This window comes from Ekhidna sp. (assembly GCF_040220215.1).
Taxonomy (GTDB): domain Bacteria; phylum Bacteroidota; class Bacteroidia; order Cytophagales; family Cyclobacteriaceae; genus Ekhidna.
Map to the genome: position 1 here is coordinate 143,745 of NZ_JAVJTR010000025.1, position 24,084 is coordinate 167,828.

Annotated in this window: 26 protein-coding genes; 10 read left to right on the forward strand and 16 right to left on the reverse strand. The window is 43.1% G+C overall.

From position 1 onward, the window contains the following. Window positions 1–69: 69 nt before the first annotated feature. The 6 genes from RIC88_RS16990 to rsmI all read right to left on the reverse strand — a co-directional run bounded on the left by RIC88_RS16990 (window position 70) and on the right by rsmI (window position 4,458). Entirely contained in the window at window positions 70–897 is an 828-nt protein-coding gene (locus RIC88_RS16990; protein WP_350218767.1) for a DUF4349 domain-containing protein, read from the reverse strand. A gap of 44 nt (window positions 898–941) precedes the next feature. Then, a complete protein-coding gene (locus RIC88_RS16995) occupies window positions 942–1,544 on the reverse strand; it encodes a MarR family winged helix-turn-helix transcriptional regulator (RefSeq protein WP_350218768.1) in 603 nt (200 codons plus the stop codon). Between the two features lie 18 nt (window positions 1,545–1,562). Next, window positions 1,563–2,183, reverse strand: a complete 621-nt coding sequence (locus RIC88_RS17000) for a hypothetical protein (RefSeq protein WP_350218769.1) — start codon at window positions 2,181–2,183, stop codon at window positions 1,563–1,565. A gap of 2 nt (window positions 2,184–2,185) precedes the next feature. Then, window positions 2,186–2,914: a hypothetical protein gene (locus RIC88_RS17005; protein ID WP_350218770.1), complete on the reverse strand. Its 729-nt coding sequence runs from the start codon at window positions 2,912–2,914 to the stop codon at window positions 2,186–2,188. Between the two features lie 81 nt (window positions 2,915–2,995). Continuing rightward, entirely contained in the window at window positions 2,996–3,781 is a 786-nt protein-coding gene (locus tag RIC88_RS17010) for an inositol monophosphatase family protein (RefSeq protein ID WP_350218771.1), read from the reverse strand. Beyond that, a complete protein-coding gene (rsmI, locus tag RIC88_RS17015) occupies window positions 3,778–4,458 on the reverse strand; it encodes a 16S rRNA (cytidine(1402)-2'-O)-methyltransferase (protein ID WP_350218772.1) in 681 nt (226 codons plus the stop codon). Before rsmI ends, RIC88_RS17010 begins: the two co-directional genes overlap by 4 nt. Window positions 4,459–5,028: 570 nt before the next feature. Here rsmI and RIC88_RS17020 point away from each other — a divergent pair. From RIC88_RS17020 to RIC88_RS17030, 3 genes are all read left to right on the forward strand, one after another. Further along, window positions 5,029–5,817, forward strand: a complete 789-nt coding sequence (locus RIC88_RS17020) for a PhzF family phenazine biosynthesis protein (protein WP_350218773.1) — start codon at window positions 5,029–5,031, stop codon at window positions 5,815–5,817. A gap of 177 nt (window positions 5,818–5,994) precedes the next feature. After that, a complete protein-coding gene (locus tag RIC88_RS17025; protein WP_350218774.1) occupies window positions 5,995–6,162 on the forward strand; it encodes a hypothetical protein in 168 nt (55 codons plus the stop codon). Between the two features lie 207 nt (window positions 6,163–6,369). Continuing rightward, window positions 6,370–7,593: a WG repeat-containing protein gene (locus tag RIC88_RS17030; RefSeq protein WP_350218775.1), complete on the forward strand. Its 1,224-nt coding sequence runs from the start codon at window positions 6,370–6,372 to the stop codon at window positions 7,591–7,593. Between the two features lie 146 nt (window positions 7,594–7,739). Here RIC88_RS17030 and RIC88_RS17035 read toward each other — a convergent pair whose 3' ends face one another. From RIC88_RS17035 to RIC88_RS17045, 3 genes are all read right to left on the reverse strand, one after another. Beyond that, complete coding sequence (locus RIC88_RS17035; RefSeq protein ID WP_350218776.1) at window positions 7,740–8,573, reverse strand: dienelactone hydrolase family protein; 834 nt, start codon at window positions 8,571–8,573, stop codon at window positions 7,740–7,742. Window positions 8,574–8,655: 82 nt separating this feature from the next. Further along, on the reverse strand, window positions 8,656–9,303 hold the full coding sequence (locus RIC88_RS17040) for a TPM domain-containing protein (RefSeq protein WP_350218777.1): 648 nt from the start codon (window positions 9,301–9,303) through the stop codon (window positions 8,656–8,658). A 12-nt stretch (window positions 9,304–9,315) separates the two neighbouring features. Then, entirely contained in the window at window positions 9,316–10,215 is a 900-nt protein-coding gene (locus tag RIC88_RS17045; RefSeq protein WP_350218778.1) for a TPM domain-containing protein, read from the reverse strand. A gap of 69 nt (window positions 10,216–10,284) precedes the next feature. On the opposite strand from RIC88_RS17045, the gene RIC88_RS17050 reads away from it, so the two are divergent. Next, a complete protein-coding gene (locus tag RIC88_RS17050) occupies window positions 10,285–10,875 on the forward strand; it encodes a LemA family protein (RefSeq protein WP_350218779.1) in 591 nt (196 codons plus the stop codon). On the opposite strand, the gene RIC88_RS17055 is transcribed toward RIC88_RS17050, so the two are convergent. From RIC88_RS17055 to RIC88_RS17065, 3 genes are all read right to left on the reverse strand, one after another. Then, complete coding sequence (locus RIC88_RS17055) at window positions 10,876–11,565, reverse strand: energy transducer TonB (RefSeq protein WP_350218780.1); 690 nt, start codon at window positions 11,563–11,565, stop codon at window positions 10,876–10,878. Between the two features lie 229 nt (window positions 11,566–11,794). Then, window positions 11,795–12,310 carry a hypothetical protein gene (locus RIC88_RS17060; RefSeq protein WP_350218781.1) on the reverse strand — a complete coding sequence of 172 codons (516 nt, stop codon included), beginning with the start codon at window positions 12,308–12,310 and terminating at the stop codon, window positions 11,795–11,797. Between the two features lie 125 nt (window positions 12,311–12,435). Beyond that, window positions 12,436–13,155, reverse strand: coding sequence for a DsbA family protein (locus RIC88_RS17065; protein ID WP_350218782.1), 720 nt, complete (start codon window positions 13,153–13,155; stop codon window positions 12,436–12,438). 134 nt (window positions 13,156–13,289) lie between these two features. Here RIC88_RS17065 and RIC88_RS17070 point away from each other — a divergent pair, with 134 nt between their 5' ends. Together RIC88_RS17070 and RIC88_RS17075 are read left to right on the forward strand one after the other, a co-directional pair. Further along, a complete protein-coding gene (locus RIC88_RS17070) occupies window positions 13,290–13,856 on the forward strand; it encodes an RNA polymerase sigma factor (RefSeq protein ID WP_350218783.1) in 567 nt (188 codons plus the stop codon). Then, on the forward strand, window positions 13,843–14,229 hold the full coding sequence (locus RIC88_RS17075) for a DUF6768 family protein (protein ID WP_350218784.1): 387 nt from the start codon (window positions 13,843–13,845) through the stop codon (window positions 14,227–14,229). The genes RIC88_RS17070 and RIC88_RS17075 overlap by 14 nt, the downstream gene beginning before the upstream one ends. On the opposite strand, the gene RIC88_RS17080 is transcribed toward RIC88_RS17075, so the two are convergent. After that, entirely contained in the window at window positions 14,230–15,219 is a 990-nt protein-coding gene (locus RIC88_RS17080; protein WP_350218785.1) for a hypothetical protein, read from the reverse strand. It abuts the gene before it with no gap. Between the two features lie 225 nt (window positions 15,220–15,444). Here RIC88_RS17080 and RIC88_RS17085 point away from each other — a divergent pair, with 225 nt between their 5' ends. Continuing rightward, entirely contained in the window at window positions 15,445–15,765 is a 321-nt protein-coding gene (locus RIC88_RS17085; protein ID WP_350218786.1) for a PadR family transcriptional regulator, read from the forward strand. A gap of 22 nt (window positions 15,766–15,787) precedes the next feature. Next, window positions 15,788–18,400: an ABC transporter permease gene (locus tag RIC88_RS17090; protein ID WP_350218787.1), complete on the forward strand. Its 2,613-nt coding sequence runs from the start codon at window positions 15,788–15,790 to the stop codon at window positions 18,398–18,400. Here the strand turns inward: RIC88_RS17090 and RIC88_RS17095 are convergent, their stop codons facing one another. Together RIC88_RS17095 and RIC88_RS17100 are read right to left on the reverse strand one after the other, a co-directional pair. Continuing rightward, window positions 18,401–18,913 (reverse strand): DUF350 domain-containing protein, encoded by a 513-nt coding sequence (locus RIC88_RS17095; protein WP_089354946.1) that lies wholly within the window; start codon window positions 18,911–18,913, stop codon window positions 18,401–18,403. It lies immediately after the preceding gene. After that, the gene (locus RIC88_RS17100) at window positions 18,910–19,710 is read right to left on the reverse strand and encodes a hypothetical protein (protein WP_350218788.1); all 801 of its coding nucleotides are present in this window, start codon (window positions 19,708–19,710) and stop codon (window positions 18,910–18,912) included. The genes RIC88_RS17095 and RIC88_RS17100 overlap by 4 nt, the downstream gene beginning before the upstream one ends. An 87-nt stretch (window positions 19,711–19,797) precedes the next feature. Here RIC88_RS17100 and RIC88_RS17105 point away from each other — a divergent pair, with 87 nt between their 5' ends. Then, window positions 19,798–20,238, forward strand: coding sequence for a BLUF domain-containing protein (locus tag RIC88_RS17105; RefSeq protein ID WP_350218789.1), 441 nt, complete (start codon window positions 19,798–19,800; stop codon window positions 20,236–20,238). Window positions 20,239–20,297: 59 nt separating this feature from the next. After that, window positions 20,298–20,750: a DUF6265 family protein gene (locus RIC88_RS17110; protein WP_350218790.1), complete on the forward strand. Its 453-nt coding sequence runs from the start codon at window positions 20,298–20,300 to the stop codon at window positions 20,748–20,750. 26 nt (window positions 20,751–20,776) lie between these two features. On the opposite strand, the gene RIC88_RS17115 is transcribed toward RIC88_RS17110, so the two are convergent. After that, window positions 20,777–24,019, reverse strand: a complete 3,243-nt coding sequence (locus tag RIC88_RS17115; RefSeq protein ID WP_350218791.1) for a S41 family peptidase — start codon at window positions 24,017–24,019, stop codon at window positions 20,777–20,779. Window positions 24,020–24,084 lie beyond the last annotated feature (65 nt).

Consider the following 24,084-nt stretch of genomic DNA (forward strand, 5'->3'; position numbering starts at 1 on the left):
TTTTAGATAATCCCCCCTTGAAGGGGGGAGGTGCCATAGCCTCCCCGATAATGCTAGAGGGAGGTTCTACTATTTCTTACGAGCCCTAACCTTTCTCACCACCCAAACAACCCCGACAGCAAGCAAACCAAATGGCCAAAGTGCTAGCGTGTAAACAAGGAAAGTAAGAAATCCCTGCCAACCGGAGGTAATAGAATTAACTAATCGGGTACCGAAACCGGGACGCTGCTCCTGATCCAGTTCGTATGGAATCAATTGGTAGAAGGACACATCGATGGTGCTGAAGCTAATCTGGTGGTTCAATAGCTTAAATTGACCCTGTAACGACTCAATCTCCGATCGTACCTGATTCAGGTTTCTTTCCACCTCCAGAATGTCGCTGATCTTATTCGCTTGTTTGAGTATCTCCAGGTAACGCTCCTCCAGCTTTTTCTTATTGTCAATTCGGGACTGAAGATCATAATACCTTTCTGTTACATCATCGGTATTCACCCATCTGTTATCCAGCTTTTTATCCTTGGTAATATCAGCGATCATTGGATCAAAGTTTTGTGGTGGCACTTTGATACTCACATTATAATTCACCCGATCATATCCCTTATTTTCATTCTCCGAGCTGATGTAAGCCTCATATTTCTCAAGCAAATCATTCAGCCGATTGTATTCCTCTTTTGTACTTTCTACTCTGTAAGAAAGACCACCGGTTTTGATTACTTTCTTTTGAATTTCACTTTGATCCTGCTCTGTATTCGAAACTTTTCGATACGAGCTTGAGGCTGATTCATCCACAGCCTCCATCATTGGAGCCGCTTCCATGTCCGCCATTATAGAGTCAGAACTTCCATTGCCGCCACAGGCAGCCATTAGGAAAACGATTAGAATAGTGAGTGTCTTCATAGGAATAAATTTAGCGGATGTTGCTACAAGAATCCTACCAATTATTAACTATCTATTTGCTGGAAGTCACCACAATCAAGACGAATCTCATTCTCCAATAGTGGCTTTTTAATAAACTGACAATAATGGCCGTTGGAAGATTTTTCGTAAAACCGACATCCGAAACACGTGCGCTGTACGTCGATCAAGCCACGCTGATTTAACTTGAATATCACTTTAGCTAGTGACTGAAAAAGTGCATCCTTTTCCCTGGGATCCAGTTCATCCAAAATGTCTTTAACAGGCTCCCCGAAATCCTTCAGTGAATCAACCACTGACTTTCCTTTCTCCGTAAGTAGAATAGTGTAAGCCCTTGCATCGCTCCCCGACTCTTTCGTAATGAGCTCTTTTTGAAAAAGAACTTTAACAGCATCACTAATGGTGGGCTTTTTCATATTGAACTCACGTGCCAGCTGACTGACATTGGCGAGGCTTGAATCATGATTTTTAATAAAAATCAGTAGTTGTATTTGGATGGGGCTTAAGCTGGTCTCGTTGCTCTTTTGCCACAAAAGGACGCGAAAAACTTCTGAAATTCTTTCCAGACCGACCACCGACTTACTGCTTAGGTCAGACTCTTGTATTTTCGGATCAAATAGATTCGCCATATGACAAAGTTAGCAATCCTAATTATTCACAGAAAGCATCTCCTTTAATTCACCTCTTAAATTGCTCGCCTCCTGATGTCCAAAATAGTGTCTTAGGATTTCATATCGCTCATTGAATAAAATGAATGTGGGAGTGCCTCTCATTTGATTGAGCGTAAAGGTGAGCGGTATGCAAACCTGAGACTTGAGGTAATCAGTGACTCTTTTTCTTAGCTCATTTTTTTCAAACTCCGGCCAATAGCTAAAATTGGGGTTAGACAAGCAGATATCTTCGGCAGCAGCTTTCATATCAAATGTATGATCAGCAAACCGATCCATGGCAATCGGAAACGCTATTTCAATAGGGTATTTGCTTGTGCCCTGCGTGCTAAACGCTTTTTGGGTTTCACCGATCATCTCTCCTGATGAAATTAGTTTGTTTGTGTTTTCCTCGGTGTTCAGATCAAAATCTTCAAAGGCTGTGGATAGGCCCAGGAAAGAAATTTGTTCGCCAAAATCCCTGTACAGTGAGTCGACCAAAGGAATGCCGTACATAAAGCAACCGGGACAATTCACCTGAAATACGAAAAGGAAGTTCAGCTTTTTCAAACTGAACTCCCCTTGGATGGGTGGATAATATTCCAATTTCAACTTTTGCATAGCTACTCTACGGTATACGGCAAAGACAAATCGCCGGAGGCCACACTATAAACAGCGTACACGCCAAGCATCGGAAGATCATCTTTTGAGGTATTTACCTGCATATAAGCGGCCACACCGTTAAAGTTAAAGTCCGTTTTGCCACTGACCCGATAGGTTGGCACCACCACTTTTATTTGATTTCCTTTTGTGATGACATGAAAACCCGGTGAATCCATGTACATGGGCATTCCCGGGTTTGTTGGTGGCAGAGTTACTTCGTCCTTTTCCGGATCAAACTGCTTTACAGCAAGTCCTCCGGCTACACGTTTGTCCTCCGTAAGCACCACCCAATGAGGATGCCAAATGATGCCGTCATTGGCATAATTGCGATCGTAGTTTTCGTCCCACAATGGCGTGTCATCAAAATCTGGATGAGAGGTTAGAGCAAGTGCCACTATTCCATCGGTTTCACTAAACCCAACGTCTATGGGTTTTAGATTAGTAGGAAATACATACCCCAAAACAGGCGCGCCATCCAACTGACCTGCAGCTGAAGGAACCGATTTTCCGGCCTTCCCATTTACCGAAATGGTAAATACGAGGTGTTCGAGTGATTCATCATAAATGACTTGAGCGTTTGTGATCTTCCGGTCATCTGATTTTGCAAAGCTTGGATCTTCATTTTCTCCTTGAGAAAACGATTGACAACTCATGGTTGTGATCAATAATAAAGTCAAAAGGTTTTTCATCATTATTTAATTAGGATTCCTAATAATAATACAAACATAAATTATTTAGTAAGGATTCCTAACTTATTAAATCAAATTTTTTTACCAATACTTCTTGATCACATGTAAAAGCTCCGAATGAACCCCACCTCCCGCTACAATCTCCCTTCCAAAGATGTAGTCATCTCCTCCCTTGAAATCGGTGACCGTCCCGCCGGCTTCCTGAACAAGAATGACGCCTCCGGCGATATCGTATGAGTTGAGATTGTATTCAAAATACCCTCCATACCTGCCACAAGCCACATACGCCATATCAGCTGCTGCACTACCCATTCTTCGAAGGCCCTGGGTGGATTCCATCAACTGATGAAGTATCAACAGGTACTCATCCAATCGCTCAAATTCGTAATAAGGAAATCCGGTAGCCAGAACGGTATCGGAAAATGATTTGGCTTGAGATACCCGAATCGGCTGCTTATTCAGGTAGGCCCCTCCATCTTTCCATCCATAGAAGCATTCATCGTTAGCAACCTCATAGACCACTCCTGCGATGATTTTTTCTTCATTCATCAGGCCAATGCTGACACAGTAATTTGGAATGCCATGCACAAAGTTGGTCGTGCCATCCAGTGGATCGATGATCCAGGTAAATTCTTTTTGTCCTTGTGTGGTGGTCTCTTCCTCAGTTATAAATCCGGCCTCCGGAAGAATCTTTTCAAGCCCGGAAATAATCTGCTTTTCGGATTCAGTATCTACATAGGAAACCAGATCGCTTTCACCTTTGAACTCTACTTCATCATACGAAAACCGTTTTCGCTCCTGCCGGATAAACCCTCCGGTTTTCATGGCTATAGCAGCTACTTTTTCGGTGATGTTTTCTAGGTTCATTTGGCTCCTTCTAATACAATGACAAATTCTCCTTTGATGCTTTTCGTGCTGAAATAGGTCAGCACATCATCTATCGGGCCTGTCACCGTCTCTTCAAACTTCTTTGTTAACTCTCTGGAAACTGAAACGTTTCGCTCCCCCAAAATTTCTCTGAATTGTTGCAATGTTTTTAGGAGTCGATGTGGTGATTCATAATAAACTACCGTTCTGGTTTCATCTTTAATGGATTCAATACGGGTTTGACGACCTTTTTTGTGAGGTAAAAATCCTTCGAAGACAAAACGGTCACATGGAAATCCGGATTTGATCAAAGCTGGAATAAATGCAGTCGCCCCAGGTAATGAATCAACTGGAATCTCGTTTGCAAGTGCTTCCCGAACGAGCAAAAAACCCGGATCTGATATGCCTGGTGTTCCGGCATCCGATATCTGAGCAATCGACTTGCCTTCTTTCAATTTAGAGATGGCTTCCTCAACTTTCTTATGTTCATTGTGGGCGTGGAAACTTTGCGCCGGAGTGCCAATCTCATAATGCTTCAGTAAAAAACCTGATGTTCTGGTGTCTTCCGCCAGAATGAGATCTACATTTTTCAATACCTCCACCGCACGGTAGGTCATGTCGGCAAGGTTACCGATGGGTGTGGGGACGAGGTATAGTTTTCCGGGCTCGATGGTCATGAAGCTAATTTAGAGATTTAACCACAGAGGACACAGAGAATGATTACAGAGGGCACGAAGACTTTTTAAACACAGTTCATCCTGCGCTTAGCGAAGAATCTATTCCAAAAAACGGTAGATTAGAAGACAGCCTCTTATGGCGGTTACAGTGATGCGTTTGGATTTTTAACTGAGTATCCTCGCCGGCAGCATAAACAGCGCGCGGATAAAGGCAAACACTCCCTCGACTGCAAAGCCAAGCAGCCTGAATGGCAGCAAAATGAGCCAGATAACCGGGTAAAAGAACAAAATGGCCAATGCCAGGGGCCAGCAGATGACAAGGAGGATAAACCAGAGTAGTAGTTTCATAAACAGTTATACGGTCGGACAAATAAGGCGGTTATCTGTATCATAAGCGTACAGTTAGTGCCTAAAAACGTTCTTTTTTGAACGATAGACCTGAAACAGTGCAGGCGGCTAGCCTCAGGGTGACCGATTTGTAAATGAATGCCATGCGGAATTCCAGACTTCCGTCAGACAAGTTTTTTCAGCATCTTTCTAATTCCTGACCAGCGATTTTTATCTTTAGGTATGAAGTTACCTATATACCAAGTCGATGCGTTTACCGATCATCTCTTTGCGGGCAACCCTGCCGCAGTAGTCCCAATCGGAGACGAGTGGCCCATCGATGACGTGTTGCAAAAGATCGCCATAGAAAACAACCTGTCGGAAACTGCTTTTTTTCAGGATCAGGGAGATTTCTTTGATCTGCGATGGTTTACACCGGAGTTTGAGATTGACCTGTGCGGCCATGCCACACTTGCTTCTGCGCACGTCATTTTCAATCACATGGGGTATAAGAAAGACAAGATCGACTTTGAGACGATGAGTGGTCCGTTGGTAGTGAAACGAAAAGAGCATTTACTACAACTGGATTTTCCATCCCGAAAACCGGAACCCGTTGAAATGATGGAGGGCTTTTTACAGGCGTTCAATCATAACCCAAAGGAAGTCTTAAAGTCGAGAGACTATGTTTTGGTGTATGAGAGTGAAGCTGAGGTTCGTTCTCTGAAAGTAAATCCGAGTCTGCTTAGTCCGGAGCAGTTCAACAAAGGAGGGATTATTTGTACCGCTCCCGGTGATGGAGTGGATTTCGTTTCCAGGTTTTTCCTCCCGGGGGCTTCCGTTTTTGAAGACCCTGTTACTGGTTCTTCGCATTGTTCACTGATTCCTTACTGGTCGGAGAAGCTAGGCAAAAATGAAATGATCGCCTACCAGCTATCCGAGCGCAAAGGCTACCTCAACTGCATCGCGCTGGGTGAGCGTGTGCTTATTGCCGGGAATGCGGTGACCTATATGAAAGGTGAGATTGAGGTGTAATGAATCTGTCTCAGTCTAAAAAGATAATTTTGTTGTTTGGTTGTTATTAAAAACAATCCTTAGTGGCAATAGCCTTTTGTGTTAGTATAAGTGATTCAAAATTCCTATATAAAATGGAACCGATTTAAATAGATTCCCATTAAATTTATTCTAACAAACACCCGTAACAACTGCGTCATGACTACAGAAGAAATCCAATCCGAAATCACAGAGCTTGAATCCAAGCTGACAGGCGACATGTTTAGCGACATGGAAATCAAAGACAAAATCCACAATTTAAAAATGAAGGTGAACGGAACTCGTCCGATGAACTCAGAGATTGAGTGCGTTGGATGTGGTAGTTGATCGAATATAAATTTTCAGACCTTCCCGAATACGTATATATAGTTAGGATAACGAATCTTAGCCATGCATAAGTATTATTACATATTTCGCGCTACCGTTGCATTTCTTTCCATTGCACTCTTCATCAGCACGTGTGCTTAATCTAAAGCTCTTCACGGAAGCCATTTAGATTTTAGCCTGTCTTTTATAGTGCAAAAGACATTTCACATGATATCTAAAGTTATCCGGGCAACACTATTATGGCTTTTATGCCTTCCAATTTCACTATCAGCGCAAGAAGAACCGACCTACGATTACATTGCCAGTTTTGGTGAGCATGGTAACAGCAGCCTTGCAGTTGTAAGAAAAGAAAATCTATACGGCCTGATTGATCGACAGGGCAAAGAAGTGGTCCCTCCGGAGTATGAAAAAATCTATTCATACAGCGAATCGACATCAAACTGGGCCAAGGTGCAAAAAGATGGGCTTTATGGTTTTTTAGATAGGTCAGGCTCCATTGTTGTAAAGCCTGTCTATGATCGCATTTATGATTTTGGTGACAAAGATGTTAACTGGGCGCTCGTTCAGAAATCAGGTTTTTATGGCTTTATCGACCGGTCCGGAGTAGAGGTGGTCGCACCTGTTTATACAGATATTAACTCGTTTGGCTCTAATGGGCTTGCTGCATGGGCCAAAGTTCAAAAAGAGGGGTTTTATGGCTTTATTGATCGAACAGGGAAAGAAGTTGTGCCGGCGATTTATCAGCGAATCAGCAGCTTTGGTTCTATCGGAACAGACTGGGCAAAAGTTGAAATGAATGGGTTAGTTGGGTTTATTGATAGAAGAGGGAATGAAGTAGTAACACCTGTCTACACTTCGGTATCCTCCTTTGGCAACATTGCTCATCATTGGGCGAGGGTAGAGAAAAATGGACTTTATGGTGTCATTGATCGAACAGGTAAGGAAGTGATCAAACCAAAATATGAGCGTATTTATGATTTTGGCACGAAAGGAGCAAACCACTTAGCAATGGTTAGAAAGGCGGGGCTGTATGGGTTTGTAGATAAAACAGGTGATGAAGTTGTGCCTCCCATTTACGACAGGATCAGTTACTTCGACAGAGAAAATTCTAACTGGTCGTTGGTAGAGAAAGATGGAAAATTTGGGTTTATTGATAAAAGCGGAAAGGTAGTAGTACCAGTAGCAATGACCGATCTGAGTGGTAGCTTCCACGAGTTAAGTGAGCACTACAGTTCTCCCGGAACTCATATCGGAAACATCGGACCTGTTAAGAAATTTTGGGTCAGTGATTTTGTTGGAAAGTATGCTTTGATCAAAAGCAAAAAGACATGGAAGCTAGGTGTCATAGATAAAGAATTTGAGGTTGTGGTGCCAGTGGAGTATCAAAAAATCATGGTGGATGTGGACGGAAATATTCACGTATGGAAATAATAAAAGCTGTTCCAGATTAGTTTTACAAACGGTCATTCTGAATTTATTTCAGAATCCAAGATGTGGATTGCCTTATTTAGATCCTGAAACAAGTTCAGGATGACTGCCTGAAATTTGTGGAACAGCTTTTATTATACTTCTTTAACCTATTTGAAAGCCTCTGCAAAAAGCACTTTCATCTCTGCCCAACTTGCACTGTCAGCTTCAGCATTATATGCTAACGGCATTCCAAATTTAGCTCCGACTGAATCAGCTACTTTGCTGGTGAAGCTGTGAGTAGCACCTTCATAGTTTATGAATTTATAATCAGCACCTGCAGCATCCATGGTAGATTTGAAGTCTTCTATTTGTTGCTCAGGCACAAATGGATCCTCAGCTCCATTTGCTACTAAAACGCGCGACTTAACAGCTCCTGAATCCGGCATTACAGGCAGCCTCAGACCTCCATGAAAAGAAGCCACCGCATCCAGGTCATAACCTGCATTTGCCATACTTAGTACAACAGACCCACCGAAGCAATAGCCTATTGCACCGACTTTTTCATTATCAACATTTGGATGATTTTTTAATGTTTCCAATGCAGCATCAAATCGCGCTTTAGCCTCATCAAAATTACCCATGACCATTCCGGCAAATTCACCGGCTTCATCGGGGTGAGCGGCCTGCTTGCCATCTCCGTACATATCTACGGCAAGGGCCACATATCCAAGGTCAGCCAGCATCTCGGCTCTTTCTCTGGAATATTCGTTGTGTCCCCACCATTCATGAACTACCAAAACACCCGGACGTTTGGATGAGTCGTTGACGTCCATGGCCAGATAGCCTACCATGGTTGTAGAATCAGTGGCGTACGAAGTGACTTTTCCGATCACCTTCACCGGTACTTCTTCCGGCGTATCACTCTCTGATTCTTTTTCTGTGCTGGTGCATGCAAACAAGAATGCTCCAAGCACTAATCCATAAAACAGTTTGAATTTCATCGTTCTTTAGGTTTTTAAGTTTGTATAAAGGTAAACAGGAATCAACTACAGACTGTTCCGGTCAACCAAACTTGCTGATGCCTTAATCTTTGATTCTTAGTTCGTCAGACAGCTCGTTGGTATCAGAGTCTTTTCGAATAAACCCATTGTTCAAGAGCAAGTCCTTGCAGTGGTTGATTCCATTCACCAGTCCATCTCCTATTTTATTTTGTCTTAAACCATCAGTAATAAGAGAGACTACTTTCTCCCAGTCTTCTTTGTCAACCTTGGCATTGATCCCTTCATCCCCCATGACCAACACCACATGTTCGAGCCTGCTTATATAAATCAAAATTCCAACTCGTTCTTTGGTGTCATACACTTTTTCATTGATGAATGCTTCTTTCGCCCGGAGAGATATCATCTCCAAGGCTCTTTCCTCAGAAACAAGAATTCTTTTAAGGATTGGAAATAGAATTGGGAGAAAATACCCAATTGCCATTAATCCAAGAATTACGATAAATACCTCAAGAAAGGATAAAGCAGGAAGCATCCATGTATAGGAGAGCAGCGCAATAATCCCAAATCCCGAGATTCCAAGGATTGCTGATAGATGCCAGGATACTTCAGCATAATCATCACTTTTCCTCGTGAAAAAAGGAACAATCTCACCGCACGACTCTTTTTCGAGTGCTTTAACGGCCTCCTTGACTTGATGCTTTTCTTCTTCTGTGAATATATATTTTTTCATATGCTTCAAATTTTACCAACCGCCAGAAGCGCCTCCACCACCAAATCCACCGCCTCCACCGGAGAAACCACCACCGCTGAAGCCTCCTCCTCCGCCCCAGCCACCGGAAGAGCCTCCTACATAGCCTCCATAATATCCACCTCCACGTCTGCCCCCTCCACCGGAACCAACCCCGTTTAGGAAGAAGAAAGATATTATTGAAGCAAATACGCCAGCGTAGAGATTCACTAAAAGCCATACAAGCAGAAATATACCTACCACTACCACAACACTGCTTTTTGAATTGCCCAATTTCTTCGCGAGGAAAACTTTTGTGACAATCACTATGACGATAAGGATAACTATACCTGTAAAAGAAAAGAGGGTAATGAATTTTTTATTAGAAACTTGCCTGGAATCACTTGTAACCTCAGGCAATTCCTCACCATCAATTAATCCTATGATAGCTTCAACTCCTTCTTCAATTCCAAGGTAATAATCACCGTCTCTGAAATGTGGAACAATAATATTTGAGATGATACGCTTGGCGTAAGCATCCGGTATTGCACCTTCCAGTCCATACCCCACCTCAATTCTAAGCTTTCTGTCGTTTTTGGCAATAATTAACAAGACCCCATCATCAACATCTTCACGCCCAAGTTTCCATTGGTCGACCACCCGAATAGAATATTGTTCTATCGTCTCCGGTTTAGTGCTAGATACAGTCAGGATGGCTAGCTGACTACCCTTCCTTTCCTCCAAATCCTTCAGTTGATTGGTCAGATATGCCACTTCGTTTGGTGACAATATGTTTGCCTGATCTGTAACTCGATCAGTAAGTGTTGGAACTTCCTGTTGATCTTGCGCTTTCAAATGGCTAACGGCTACCATTGCGACAAGCAGAATGACTATTGATTTTAGGTATGATTTCATATCTTCGATGAAAATAAGGAAAATATAAATTCTACGAGAGCCTTGAGCTTTGAATATTAAATAAAACCTATGAGCAAGCGAGTAATTACCATACTGATTATTGTAGTCGTTGTTTTTCTTGGATATAACTTCTTCGCCGGGAAGTATAACAGCATGGTGACTATGGATGAAGAAGTGAATACCGAATGGGCCAATGTTGAAACTCAGTATCAGCGGAGATACGACCTTATTCCCAACCTTGTGAATACGGTAAAGGGTTTTGCAGAGCAAGAAAAAGAGGTTTTGACTCAGGTTACAGAGGCCAGGGCAAAAGCATCGAGCATTCAAATTGATCCTTCGAATCTCAATCAGGAAGCACTTCAAAATTTTGCCAATGCACAGGGACAGTTAAACTCCGCGCTTTCCAGATTGCTTGTTACTGTTGAGCGATATCCCGATTTAAAATCCAATCAGAATTTTCTTGAGCTTCAAGCTCAGCTGGAAGGAACCGAGAATCGGATTTCAGTGGCTCGTACGCGGTACAATGAGAAAACTAAGGCGTACAACACCTACATCAGGAAATTTCCAAACACCATGCTAGCTGGCATGTTTGGTTTTGAAAGAAAGCCACTCTATGAGGCAACTGAAGGAGCGGAAAACGCCCCAACGGTAGAGTTTTGATTAGTGGAGCTGAAAGTTTATCGGAAGCCGCATTCTTACCTTAACCGGGACTCCTCTTTGCTTCCCTGGACTATAGTTTGGTAGGAGCTTTAAAACCCTGATAGCTTCTTCATCACATCCGGCACCAATGCCCCTTATTACTTCAATGTTGGTGATTGCTCCGCTTTCATCTATTACGAATGCTAAAGTCACCCTCCCCTCAATACCTATGCGCTTGGCAGCCTTTGGGTATTTAATGTTTTTTGCAATGAAGCCTAAAAGTGCCGCATCTCCGCCAGGAAACTCAGGCATCTCCTCAACTACATCAAAAGGTGTATCATCGATGACTTCAACTTTTAAGGGTTCACTATTGACAGCATCATCAATTGCACTTTGAACATCTATTTCAGGTCTATTTTTCTCAATTGTTTTCGTTAGTTTTTCAATCTCTTTGATTTCAACAGCTGCTGAAATTACCTGCTTTTTAACTTTTGGCTTTGGAAGTTCAGGAATCTCATGTTTGGTAACCTTTGGCTCCTCCAGGACATACCAGGGTTCTTCATCGACTGGTGTCGTTTCTACAACTGGATCAATCGGCGACCTCCATTCAAATGCGACAATGGTCAAAGACAAGGCGATAATCATACCAATACCAAAGAACATAGGTCGTTTTGACTCTAGCTCATACTTTTTGTTTTTCTTCAGTTCCATGATTCAAGGATTTATAAGGTTTTCAATCATTAGATCGAAATAAAAGCATGAATCGTGCCTGAATGACGACTTAGTTAAAATGGATAATCCCCTTGAGCCGTCCGCGGAAGCGGGGATTACAGGGGTGTATTACATGTTAACACACACCAATTCTACAAAGTCTCGGATCGGTCTCAAGGGAGGAATTGAATAATGAACTCCTTATTCTTTTGCGATTTTTTGCTCAATGTCAATTCAGAAAATCGTTGATGTGTTTGACCAGGTCATCGAAGACTTCCCTTCTTGGGAGTAAATCCTGAGTGTCATTCCCGGCAATGGGTCTGGGGATGGTCTGATGAGAGGCCTGAAGATACTGTTCGCACAGCTTCAAATCTTTTAAGATCGGATTGTTTCTGTCTAGTGAACAGGCATGCCTGAATTCTTCCAGATAAATTTCATACCATTTAGATGCACTGCTAAAGGAAACGAGAGAAGTAAAAAACAACTCCAGGGCATTATCTCTTCCACTGACAAAAGTTAGTCGGGATGGATCAAAGTTATCCTCCTGAAGTGACCATAGTTTTAGAATGTTTCCAGAGAGGTCATTGGTTGATGAGTACAGTACATCTGTACGATACAAAGAGGAAATCACGAGCGATGAGCCATCACTCAATGACTGAATGAGAGACTTAAAATTCTGAGCCGTCTTGTCCCTGAAATAAAAAGGTGGAGCTTCTTTTCCCTGTATGTGAATATAATGTAGCATATCGCAATTCTACATTAATATACACTCAATGGACAAAAAACAGACTGCTCAAAGGTGTTTTTCAATGCCACACCAAATAAAATTTCGAATTAAATAGGTGATCTTTCATGAACTCCCTAAATCCCTCAAGGGGACACTCTCTCCATCGTCTTCTCCACTTGCGACTTCATCTGCTCGAAGGTGGCATAGCCGTGGGCGATCATGAAAAGCTGGTCTTTGTGTAGTAAAACCATCGTTGGGTAGCCTTGCACACCCCACTGGCGGTTGAGTGAGAACTCTGCATTTGTTTCATAGCGAATCTCTTCGCTTTCAAATCGATCAGAGAATTCCTTGAAATTAACATCAAACTTTTCGCAAATGCTTTTATAAAACTCAATCTCCCCAGGATCCTCAGACTCCACATAAAACTTGCGCTGGACCTCCTCGAAGAACTCCATTTCTTTCTCCTGAACCAACGGTCTCGCTGCAACGACAGCCCTGCAGGCCGGCTCTGTATCGTAATTGAAATCATCGCGATCCATGAGCTTGTAGCCAAACGGCTGACCACTCATTTCCGTCACATGGCCCCAGTGTTCTTTCAGGAAGTCTTTCATCTTGTCATCCCACGCATCGCCTCCTCCCGGTCGCAGGCCACCAACAACAATTCGATAGCCAACTTCTTTGTCCCGATAGTAATCACGAAGCTTGATCAGGTCCGGAGAAATGCCCCAGCACCACGAGCACATGGGATCACCGATGTAGATAATCTCCGTTTTGTCTGTCAGCTTATCCTGACCAATGGATTGCAGGTCTTCGAAAGTAGAAGGTGTACAAATGCCAGTTTCCGGATCACAGTATGGGTTCATGCGTTAATATTTGGTTTGTCAACAGCATCAGGAGCCATTGAGTTTCTCCAAACCGCCTCAATTTCACTGCTTATCAGTAGATTGATAAAAATTCATTGAACCTTTTTCGACTTCCACCGACTAAGGGTTAGCAAATGAAAACTTCGGATCAAATAATAGAAGAATGGTTGGTGATCAATTGCCAGGCCGGAGATCGCAAAGCTTTTGAACTGTTGGTGAAACGCTGGAATCCAAAAATGCTGGCCCGGGTTTACTACACAACGAAAGATGCCTCCGCTTCCAAAGACATTGTACAGGATGCCTGGATTACGATCATCAAAAAAATCAAAACTCTAAAAGATCCCGCTGCTTTTCAAGGCTGGTCTTTACGAATTGCTACACATATGGCCATTGACTGGATTCGATCCAATCAGGTCAACAGAAAAAGGGAAGACATTCGAAAAACTGCACAAGCCGAGTTTGCCGAACTTAGTCATCGTCCCGATGAAGGAACGCTGGACGCACTCAAACGAGCAATTGACGAATTGCCCGAAGAGCAAAAGGCGGTGATCCAATTATTCTATCAGGAAAATTTATCCATAATCACGATCAGTGGCTTACTAGGTATTCCTGCCGGAACAACGAAATCACGACTCTTTCGTGGACGCGAATTTTTAAAAGGAATGTTGGAAAATAAAATGTATCAAGATGAAAAAGAATGATGAAATAGATCAGATGATCAAAGAAGCATTGTCTGAAGATGAAAAAGAGTTGTTTAACACCTACGACGAACAAAGCATGTTCCAAATGCTCGGAGGACTATTTCAAGGGAAAATGAAATGGCTCAATGCCGGGATTCTGATTATTCAATTTGTGTTCTTCGGTCTGGCCGTTTACTGTGGCTATCGCCTATTAAGTACGTCGGACGTTGCGGAGATGATACCGTACGGAGTTGGGGTAATGTTTCTACTCATGGCCATCGGCATGCTAAAACTTTTCCAGTTCATGGAGATGCACAAGAATGCCACCATACGAGAGATCAAGCGACTGGAACTCCAGGTTTCGGTGCTGGCCAAGTCTTTGAAGAAAGGCTGATCAACGCTTCCGGGCAAAAGAGGTCACGATCCCGAATTTGATTCCGGAGATATTCGAGCCGTCAGCCTTGTAGAAGGGAATGGACACATTGGTGAACATTCTGAGGTTGACGGTTGAATTTCGATTGATCAGGTAGCCTCCTCCAACGTATGCGCCGATACCTGTTTCAGTAATCGAATAATCTGTGTCGTACAAACGATCTCTGACATTGGTGTAGCCATATTCCATTCCTCCCTGAACATAGAACGTCATACGCTTTCTCGTCAGTGGATACAAAACGCCCAGGTTGATATTCCCTGTTTGCATGCGTCGATCAGGAGAATGATGATTGATGGAAAGATGAGAAGAAGGATACAACTCAAAATCGAAACTGAAAAGAACGGTGGCTGCATCATAGGTGTAGGTAAGCCCAAAACCTGACAATATGCTTTCACTGGGTATGTGTTTACCCCCTAACATCACTCCCACAAAATGATTGACTTTGATTTGCGCCAGCTCAACCCCTTGCTGGTCGTATTCCGTCACTTCATCAATTTCAATGTCTGTCTTCGCCGTTTTATTGGTGAAAAATGACCTCCCCAGTCTTGACAGCAGTGGATCCAGGTCCTGCTCCACAGATCCCTTAGCCATATCGTGCCACACCTGCTTATGGTTGGCCGATTCATAGACGCCAAGCGAGATGATATAAACCCCTTGAAGAAAGTGAATCTCTCCCTTCATAACATATCGTGAGCCTTTAGTAACAGCTACCCTGGCTGATTCCGTCAGCGGTTCTCGCGCACTATAGTTTTGATTGCCTACGTGTTCATTGAGCAGAATGGTGTAATCGTGGTTGTCCTCGATATAAGACTTAATCAGCTTGGAGGTAGAATACTGCAGACCTGCGGCAGAGTCCATATTGATCAATTCAAAGCCGGGAAAATAAACAATGTTTTGAGCGGTTGCTAGATTAAGTGTGAGCGAACCGAGTAGAAATAGAAAGGCCTTCATTGGGTTGTGGTTTAGTTGTCTGGACTAAGGAATAACCAGTGAAATAGCCCCCTAATGACTTCATGAAAAAGTGAAAATAAACTTTGACTATTTGGGGGAGCGTGACTTTTGAAATGACTAAGGCAACTTTTTGGAATCTTTAAAAGCAATGGACTTAATTTTTTCTCCATTTACGAAACAAATGATTTATTATTACGTCTTCATTTAAGAATCATATAGCAAATCATGAAAGGAACACACATTGGAGAATTTCAGGAGATAGTCATGTTGAGCATTCTTATTCTCAAGGAAAATGCTTACGGTGTGACTATACAGGAAGAAATCGACACCCGGATGGGACGCAAGATCAGCAGGGGAGCACTGCACACCGCCTTAACCCGACTGGAAGAAAAAGGCTTCATCTCTTCGAACTATGGAGAACCTACCTCCGAGCGGGGAGGACGAAGAAAGCGCTACTATGAAGTGACCAATAAAGGACTGGCGACTTTGCAGGAAGCTAAGGAACTGCGTGAAGGCATGTGGGACCTGATCCCAAAACTCACCTAAGCATAACTCAAAAAGGACTACTATGAAACATCCGGACATCCCATCATTTGCCTATAAGCTGTTCAAATGGTTTTGCAAGGATCATCTTTTTGAAGAGCTGGAAGGAGATTTGGAAGAATCCTTTCTGGCTAACAAAGCAAAATACGGACTCAAAAAGGCTCGTCGTATTTACACCCGGGAAGTATTGAAAATGTTTAGACCAACAGTACTCAAAAAACCCAAATCAGGACCGGGCTATCAGGCAGCTTTGATCGGAAGCTATGTCACCATCTCCTTACGCAATCTTCGACGACAAAAGCTCTTTTCATTCATCAATATTTTCAGTCTATCGGTAGCTATGTCCAGTGGGTTATTGGTTATCGGTATGATCTCTGACCTTCTCAAGTTTGACGAGTTTCATGAGCATAAGCACGAGATATACCGTGTGATTTCCTCTGCGACTTATCAATCGAGGCAATTAGAAACGCAGGCCTCTTCTCCGCTCGGTTTGGGTCCGGAAATCAAGCAACAGGTTCCTAATATTCAAGTCGCTCAACTGGGCAGAAGGCTGCAGGGAACAGCCACTGCCAACGACAAGAAAATTTTCGTCAAAGGTATCTATGCTGATGAGCATTTCTTTGATTTCTTCACTTTTGACCTGGTAAAAGGAAACAAACAAAATGTGCTGAAAGACCCATTTTCAGTTCTCCTTTCTCAGAGTTTTGTCAAAAAGACCTTTGAAGATGGTAATCCTGTTGGTGAGACCATTGATATTGAAGGGCTGGGAACTTTTAAAGTCACCGGTATTGTGGCAGACCCTCCACAGTTTTCACATTTACAATTTGAAGCGATCGTTTCACTAAGCACCACTTCAATCCTTGCCCGACAAGGAATCATTGACAAGTCTCACGGACAATGGGAAAACCTGGATAGATATTATAATTACATCTACATCCCTGAAAACCAGGAAAAATCCAGTGTGATTGCCTGGTTGAACAACAATGCACCAACCTACTACAAAGACCCGGATAATTTCAAGGCATCCTTTGAGCTTCAGCGTATCAATGAAATTGTACCCGGCCCAAACATCAGTGACTCCATAGGGCCCAAAATGATTTATCTGCCGATTATCATATTATCAGTTATTGCCGCTGCGATCTTACTGTCCGCGATTTTTAATTACACCAACTTATCGATGGCACGCTCTCTAAGACGGGCAAGAGAAGTCGGAGTAAGAAAGTTGAATGGTGCCAGTCGTGCATCAATCTTCGGCCAGTTTACGGTTGAGGCTATCATCCTCTCCCTTTTATCACTTGGTTTAGGAATCCTTCTCTTTCGATTGCTTCGAAATGGATTCATAGAAATACTCCCAAGAGCGGAAGAGATGGTAAGCCTGGAACTTACCCCTCAGCTGATTGGTTGGTTTGTCCTGTTCGCTGTTGCGACGGGTTTGATTGCCGGATTGAGCCCTTCGATATTCTTTTCACGCTTGAGCTCCTTGCGAGCCCTGCGTTCCGGAAAAATGCTAAAGGCATTGTCAGGAATCAATTTCCGTAAAAGTCTGATTGTAGCTCAGTTTACACTAAGTATCATATTCGTAATGGCTGTCGTCATTACGCACAAACAATATTCTTATTCGCTCAATAATGACATGGGTTTCAACAAGGATAATATTCTGAATCTCAGGGTTCAGGGAAATGATCCCCAAATACTCAAATCAGAACTCATGAAACTGCCTGAAGTATCGAATGTGTCGTTTTCTTCCTACATCCCAGGTGTTGGCAATTGGAACAATCTACAACTGGTGGATGCCAGAAATCAGGATTCGGTTTGGGTGCATCACATCAAAGTAGATGATGCCTTTTTGGAAAACATGCAAATCGAATTAGAAGCAGGAAGAAATTTTGTACCCGGTGAAAATGATGTGCGTGAATCCACCATTTTAGTCAATGAGACCTTCGTGAAAAACTTTGGTCTCGGCTCACCTTCGGAAGCATTGGGAACCGTGTTTAATGTTGAGGATGAATCCGTTGAAATCGTTGGCGTTATCAAAGACATCATTTATGCCAACCTGGAAGAACATATCAACAGCTTCGTGATAAGAAATACGGGCGAATATCAATATGCTAACCTAAAAATAGCCAGCTCAGATATATTGGGAACACTGGGCAGTGTTGAGCAAGTTTGGGACGAGGTTGATGCCAATCATCGGATGGATGCCGCATTCATGGATCGACAAATAGAAGACTATTATGAGTTTCTAGTGGACTTCATGAAAATCTTTGGATTCATAGGCTTCCTGGCGGTTTCGATCAGTACCCTTGGCCTATTAGGAATGGCGATCTATTCGACTCAAACCCGCATGAAAGAGATAGGAATTCGTAAGACGTTCGGTGCTTCAGAGGGTAAACTTATTTATCTGCTATCGAGAGGGTTCTTTAAAATGGTACTTTGGGCCATCTTGATCGGTACGCCAATTTGCTATTTCCTTTTTGACAAAGTCATTTTAGCTCAGAATGTGTATCGAACACAGATTACCATTGTGGAAATAGGGGGTAGCATCATCGTTCTGCTTGTGTTGTGTCTGCTCACCATCATCACCCAAACATGGAGAGCAGCAAGAACAAATCCTGCGACGGTATTGCGAGATGAGTGATTAAATGGGGGGTAATTCAGGGTAAGGAACAATCGCCTCAATGAGAAGCATGACGCCATCTTTTGTAAGCAGGGTGAGTGTGATTAAAATACTGCTAATGATCAGCGAGACACCTACATTATTTTTCCTGATCTCTTCAAACTCATCAATAGGTGTCAGTTTGCTATACAGGAATGTGCTGATCAATCCGATAAGGATGGTCGCTGTGTAAGCAATCGCAATGTAAATGGCTCCCGTAGCGATGTATTCGAAGGCTAAAGTGAAGCTATCGGCGCTTTTGTTGAGCAATCGAAATGATGATATCAAGGGTTGCACAATCCCGCTGATCATGATTCCAACTGACAAAATGATGGCAGAAACGAAGATGCTATAAGACAGATTGTAGTCCTGAATCTTATAATACTTTCTGCCTACCCACTGCACGATCTTGTAGGTCAGGGCTAAAATAAAAATGCCAATGGTGATGGCTGAAATGATCTCGATCAGGGCGAGTATGGCGATGTTAGGATTCATATTTCGTTAACTAAAGCAACTTTCCAGTACTTGACATTATTTGAATTAGGCGGCAGCATACCCAGCGGCCACCCCTTTCCGGTTGTCTCCCAAAAATAATAGTTCTTGCCCTGATAAGTCAGGTGGTCTCCAGCGGTTGGCATGTTCAGCGCCAGCATGGCATGCGCATACTCATTGCTCACCACGATCATCGGATCAAAAGCCAACTCTTCCAGAATGGTGTAGATCAAAACGGCTCGTGTGTCGCAATCGCCATATAACGAATGCAAAAATTCATAGGGTGAAAGAAGTCCAAGTGCTATTTTCCCTATGCAGGGTTTTCCCTTGTTGTCAGTTTCCGAGCAATCTTCCACACGAACATAGCTATATGGAATGTCTTGAACAAAGGTGACAACCAGTTCGGCCAATTCCTCTCTCGATAGCTGCTGCTGCAGGGAGATATCCTGAAGTGAATCAACCAGAAAATCGATGTGGCGTTTGCTGTCAAGCACTAGCTCCCGATAGATCTTTCCCCATACATTTTCATAGCTGTCCAACTCGTAGATGATGTCATTTCTTTTCTTTCCGGCCTCCAGGCTTACTTTCTCTACGGATTCATAAGATGCACAAAAGGACTTGGAGTAGTTGACAGACTCCCATTCTCGTTGATGTCTGCGATCGTTTTCAGTATTGATCACCGTAAAACCATCTCTACAGTATTCCTTATCAACCTCTCCAGTCTTTAGCAGACTGATTACACTTGTAAGCAGCGTGTAAACCACCACGATAAAGAAAAGGAAGCGAATGATGCCCTTCATAAAGCTAAAGATCTAAAAAGAGAATGATTTTCAAAGGCTTAATTCCCTTCAATTTTTTGGCTAAATTCCAGTACCTGACCAATTTTCATGATTTATTATATCATTTACACAAGCAAGCCCACGGGCGAAATCACCCCCGAAACACTTAAGGATATAACTTCTGTATCCGAAAAAAACAATCCGGGCAAAAAAATTACAGGAATGTTGTTGGGGGTAGAAAACAAATACCTTCAGTATTTAGAGGGGCCGGAAGAAAATGTAAATGAGCTCTTTCAGAAGATTTGGAAAGACCCGAGGCACCAAAATGTAACTCAATGGATCAAAGGGTATTCCAAAGAACGTGTCTTTGGAAGGTGGTCCATGGGGTCCTGGATGCTAAGCTATTCGGAGCTTAAAAAAATGCCCGCTTTAGCTGACTTAAAGAAGTTTCTGGATGATCCATTAAATAATGATCTGCAGTCAAAAAAATTTATGTCCATGATGCACGATTTGCTTAAAATGTGGATAGAAGAAGAGGCTGAGCACTAATAAAACCCGAGAGGTTTGTCGGATTGATCCTGGTTTAATCGTCAATAAAATAAAAAGACATGCAAGTATTTCACATTCTTACGGCTATCCTGATCTTTTCTATCACTTCACTTCACGGTCAGAATACCGATGTTCCCTACGCCTGGCTTGCCGGAAGCTGGACTGGTGATGGTTTTGGCGGAACTTCAGAAGAGGTCTGGTCTTTGCCATCAGCAGATGGCACGATGATGGGAACGTACAGACACCACAAAGGTGATGGGACTCTCAATTTCTACGAGTTTATGGTGATGGACTCTACAGGTCTTCGGCTCAAGCATTTTAATCCGGATATGACCGGATGGGAAACAAAAGAAGATTTCGTTCACTTCAAAGCCATTGAGTTTACGGAAGACATGATTGTACTGAAAGGGCTGGTTTTTGAGCGGAAGTCTGATGATGAAATCGAAATTAGGTTAGATCTGAAAAATGGAGACAAAGCCTGGACAGAGGTATTTAAGATGAAGCGTAAATAAAAAAGCCCGCATCAGCGGGCTTTTGGTTATCTATCTTCTTTAGAAGGGGATGGTGGCATCCCTTCATAATTTTGAAGTTGCTCATTAATCCATTCTATCGCTCGTTGTAGCTGTGCATCTGTTCCCTGGGCAAGCTGTCCGGGATTTTCTTTCACTTCAATGTCAGGCTCCACTCCATGTCCTTCCTTGAACCATTCCCCATTGGGATCATACATTCTAAAAGTAGGTACAGTAACACCCCCACCATCTATCAGTGATGGTGCTCCTGAAATTCCAATCAATCCTCCCCACGTGCGAGTGCCTATCAAAGGACCGATATCTGACTTTCTGAAATAGTCCGGGAACGCATCTCCGCCTGAACCACTCCATCCGTTGATCAACATCGTTTTTGGGCCGAAATTGGCTACCGGCGGCCATTGCCAGGTTTTTCCATCTCGCACATCCCAATAGGCCAGTGGTTTGCGGTTGAGTACTTCTATGAATCGATCCGGGATCTGACCTCCACTGTTGAACCGCTCATCAATGATGAGACCGTCCTTATGATATTGTGCAACAAATTGTCGCATCAGCTCATTCTGTCCATCAATTCCCGTGCTCCTTACGTAGATGTAACCAACCCTTCCATTTGTTCCTTCTTCTACTGTTTTGCGATTGTTTTCTATCCATTCCAAGTGGCGCAATCGAGACTCGTCATCTAATGTTTTGACCAAAACCTTCCTTGCTCCTGTCATTGAAGGGCTGCTGTTTACCGTCAGCTCAACCGTTTGATTACCAAGTCCCTGAAATGCAGCATGTGGTTCTCTAGAGGCATCCATTGGCACCCCATTTACGGCCAGTACATAATCATTCACTCCGGCATTCACTCCGGGAGCGTCCAACGGTGATTCCGTTTCTGCATCCCAGGAAGCCCCTCTTACGATTCTCGCAATTCGGTAAGCTCCATTTACCTTTTCCCAATCTACACCTAAATAACCCACATTTACATTGGAAGAACTTTCTAAGTCACCACCGCCTCTGTACGTGTGGGAAGCGTTTAGCTCGCCGATCATTTCACCAAGAACAAAATTGACATCCCAGCGGGTTACGCATTGATCTATCAGCTTTCCATATTGAGTACGGATCGAATTCCAATCCACCCCATGCATGTTTTCGTCGTAGAAATAATCCCTTTGCAACCTCCAGGCATCTACGAAAATCTGTTTCCACTCCTGCATTGGATTAACAGTCACCTTCACATTGGATTGATCAATTGATTCATCCATTTTTTGATTCTCCGAAATATCAATGACCGCAATCTTGCCGTTTTTGGAAACCGCCGCTTTCTTTCCATCAGCAGAGATTTCAAACCCATTCATGTCATTGACAATGGTTTTTACCTCCCGCTCTTCGATATCATAATACTTTAGTGCAGAATTGTTGTCATTGGAACCTGCATTCGGAAATTGAGTAAATACGACTTTACCTGAAACACCTTCAAGACTACCATAATTTCCAGCATCAACAGGCAGAAGCACCATGCGATCTTCAAAACCAACAAGATCAATTGCTACAGCCTCATTTTCTTTCTTTTCTTCATCGTCTTTCTTTTTTCCCTTTTTCTTATCGTCATCACCCGACTCCTCCTTCTTCATTTCAACTTCATCATTCTTCGGCTTCAGAGGGCTGTCCGTTGATGCCGTCAAAGGTACTGCTGCCAGCATGGTACTATTGGGATAGATGAATGTGTTATCCAAATCCGAATAGACCGGACGAATATTCCGGTTGGTCAGGAAAAACAAGTACTTATTGTCCGGATCGAAAGTGGGTGAAAAGTCGTTGTAATACTCACCGGTCAACCGGTGACTGGTCTTAGCCTGTGTGTTAAAAACATGAATGGAGTTGTTGCGATTGGCGTTCTCTTTTGTGTATGCAATCCATTTGCTGTCTGAGGACCATGAAAAAGTATAGTTTCCCAATCCTCCGTGGAACAAGTAGGACCCCTGATCCATTTTGATTGTTTGTCTACTGGAAAGATCAAAATAATTGAACTCCATCGCCTGATTGACAAAAGCTACTTTTTTGCTGTCCGGAGACCAAAAGAGCGCATATCGAAAGCCGGAGGTGTAGTTGGTCACAGTTTCAGCCCTATCCGTTTCAGTGTTGTAGATTCTCAATTGATACTCTCCGCTTTCATCGGACCAATAGGCGATTTTCTTGCCGTCAGGTGACCATGACGGAGTTCGCTCAAAAGCTCCGCTCGTACGAGTAAGGTTTCGCGTTACACCATCCTTGGCAGGCACAGTAAAGACATCTCCCCGAGCGGACATGATCACCCGTTTGCCATCAGGTGATATGTCAAACCAGCTTAAGTTTTCACTGGCATCTACCATTTTATCTGCAAGAGACAATTGATCAGTAATGACATTCACGACTACTTCAGTCGATTGCTGATTAGCCAGATTTAGCAGATATAGTTTTCCTTCATTTTCATAGACGATTTCGTTTGGACCCAAAGAAGAGAAATGGGTGTCGTACTCCGAATAGTCTGTGATCTGGGTGTTTGTCCCTGAATTCATATCATAGACCCAGATGTTGTAACGTGAATTGGGGCCACTATCAGAAAGGTAGTAGATCTTGTCTCCAGCCCACATCGGAAATTCATCACTCGATGTATTATTGGTAATGTTGGTTGAGGTATTTGTAGACAAGTCATAAGTCCAGATGTCTGGAGCCCAACCTCCTTTATATCGTTTCCACGTTCGGTTAATTCTGGATTTGAAATTGAAAGCGATCTTTGAGCCGTCTGGAGAATACGAAGCAAGCGAACCGTACGGCAGAGCTAACTTGGCAGGCAATCCTCCGTCGATTGATACCTCAAAAAGCTGAGAAAACCTTTGTCGCCCACTTTCGCGTGAAGAGGCAAAAAGGACCTTATTTCCATCCGGGTGCCAGTCCAGCACCATGTCTCCACTTCCGTGAGAGGTTAATCGTTTAGGCACACCCCCTGTGGATGGAATGACATACACATCCCAATTTCCATCGTAATTGGCAGTAAAAGCGATCATACTTCCATCGGGAGAAAATTTCGGAAACTTCTCTTCGCCGGCCGGAGAGCTTAGCTTGTTCGCCGTGCCTCCATCTTTTGAAACAAGCCAGATATCACCTGCATAAACGAAGGCAATTTGGGTCTGTGAGACATCCGGTTCGCGGAGCATCCGTGCATTTATTTGAGCTGCAAGATCATAGGTAAACAGACTCAGAATGAGTGTGGTAACAAGTGTTTTTTTCATGTTAGTAGGGTTGATTGTAATTGAATTTACTCATTAATACACTGTATATGAAAATAGGTTGCACC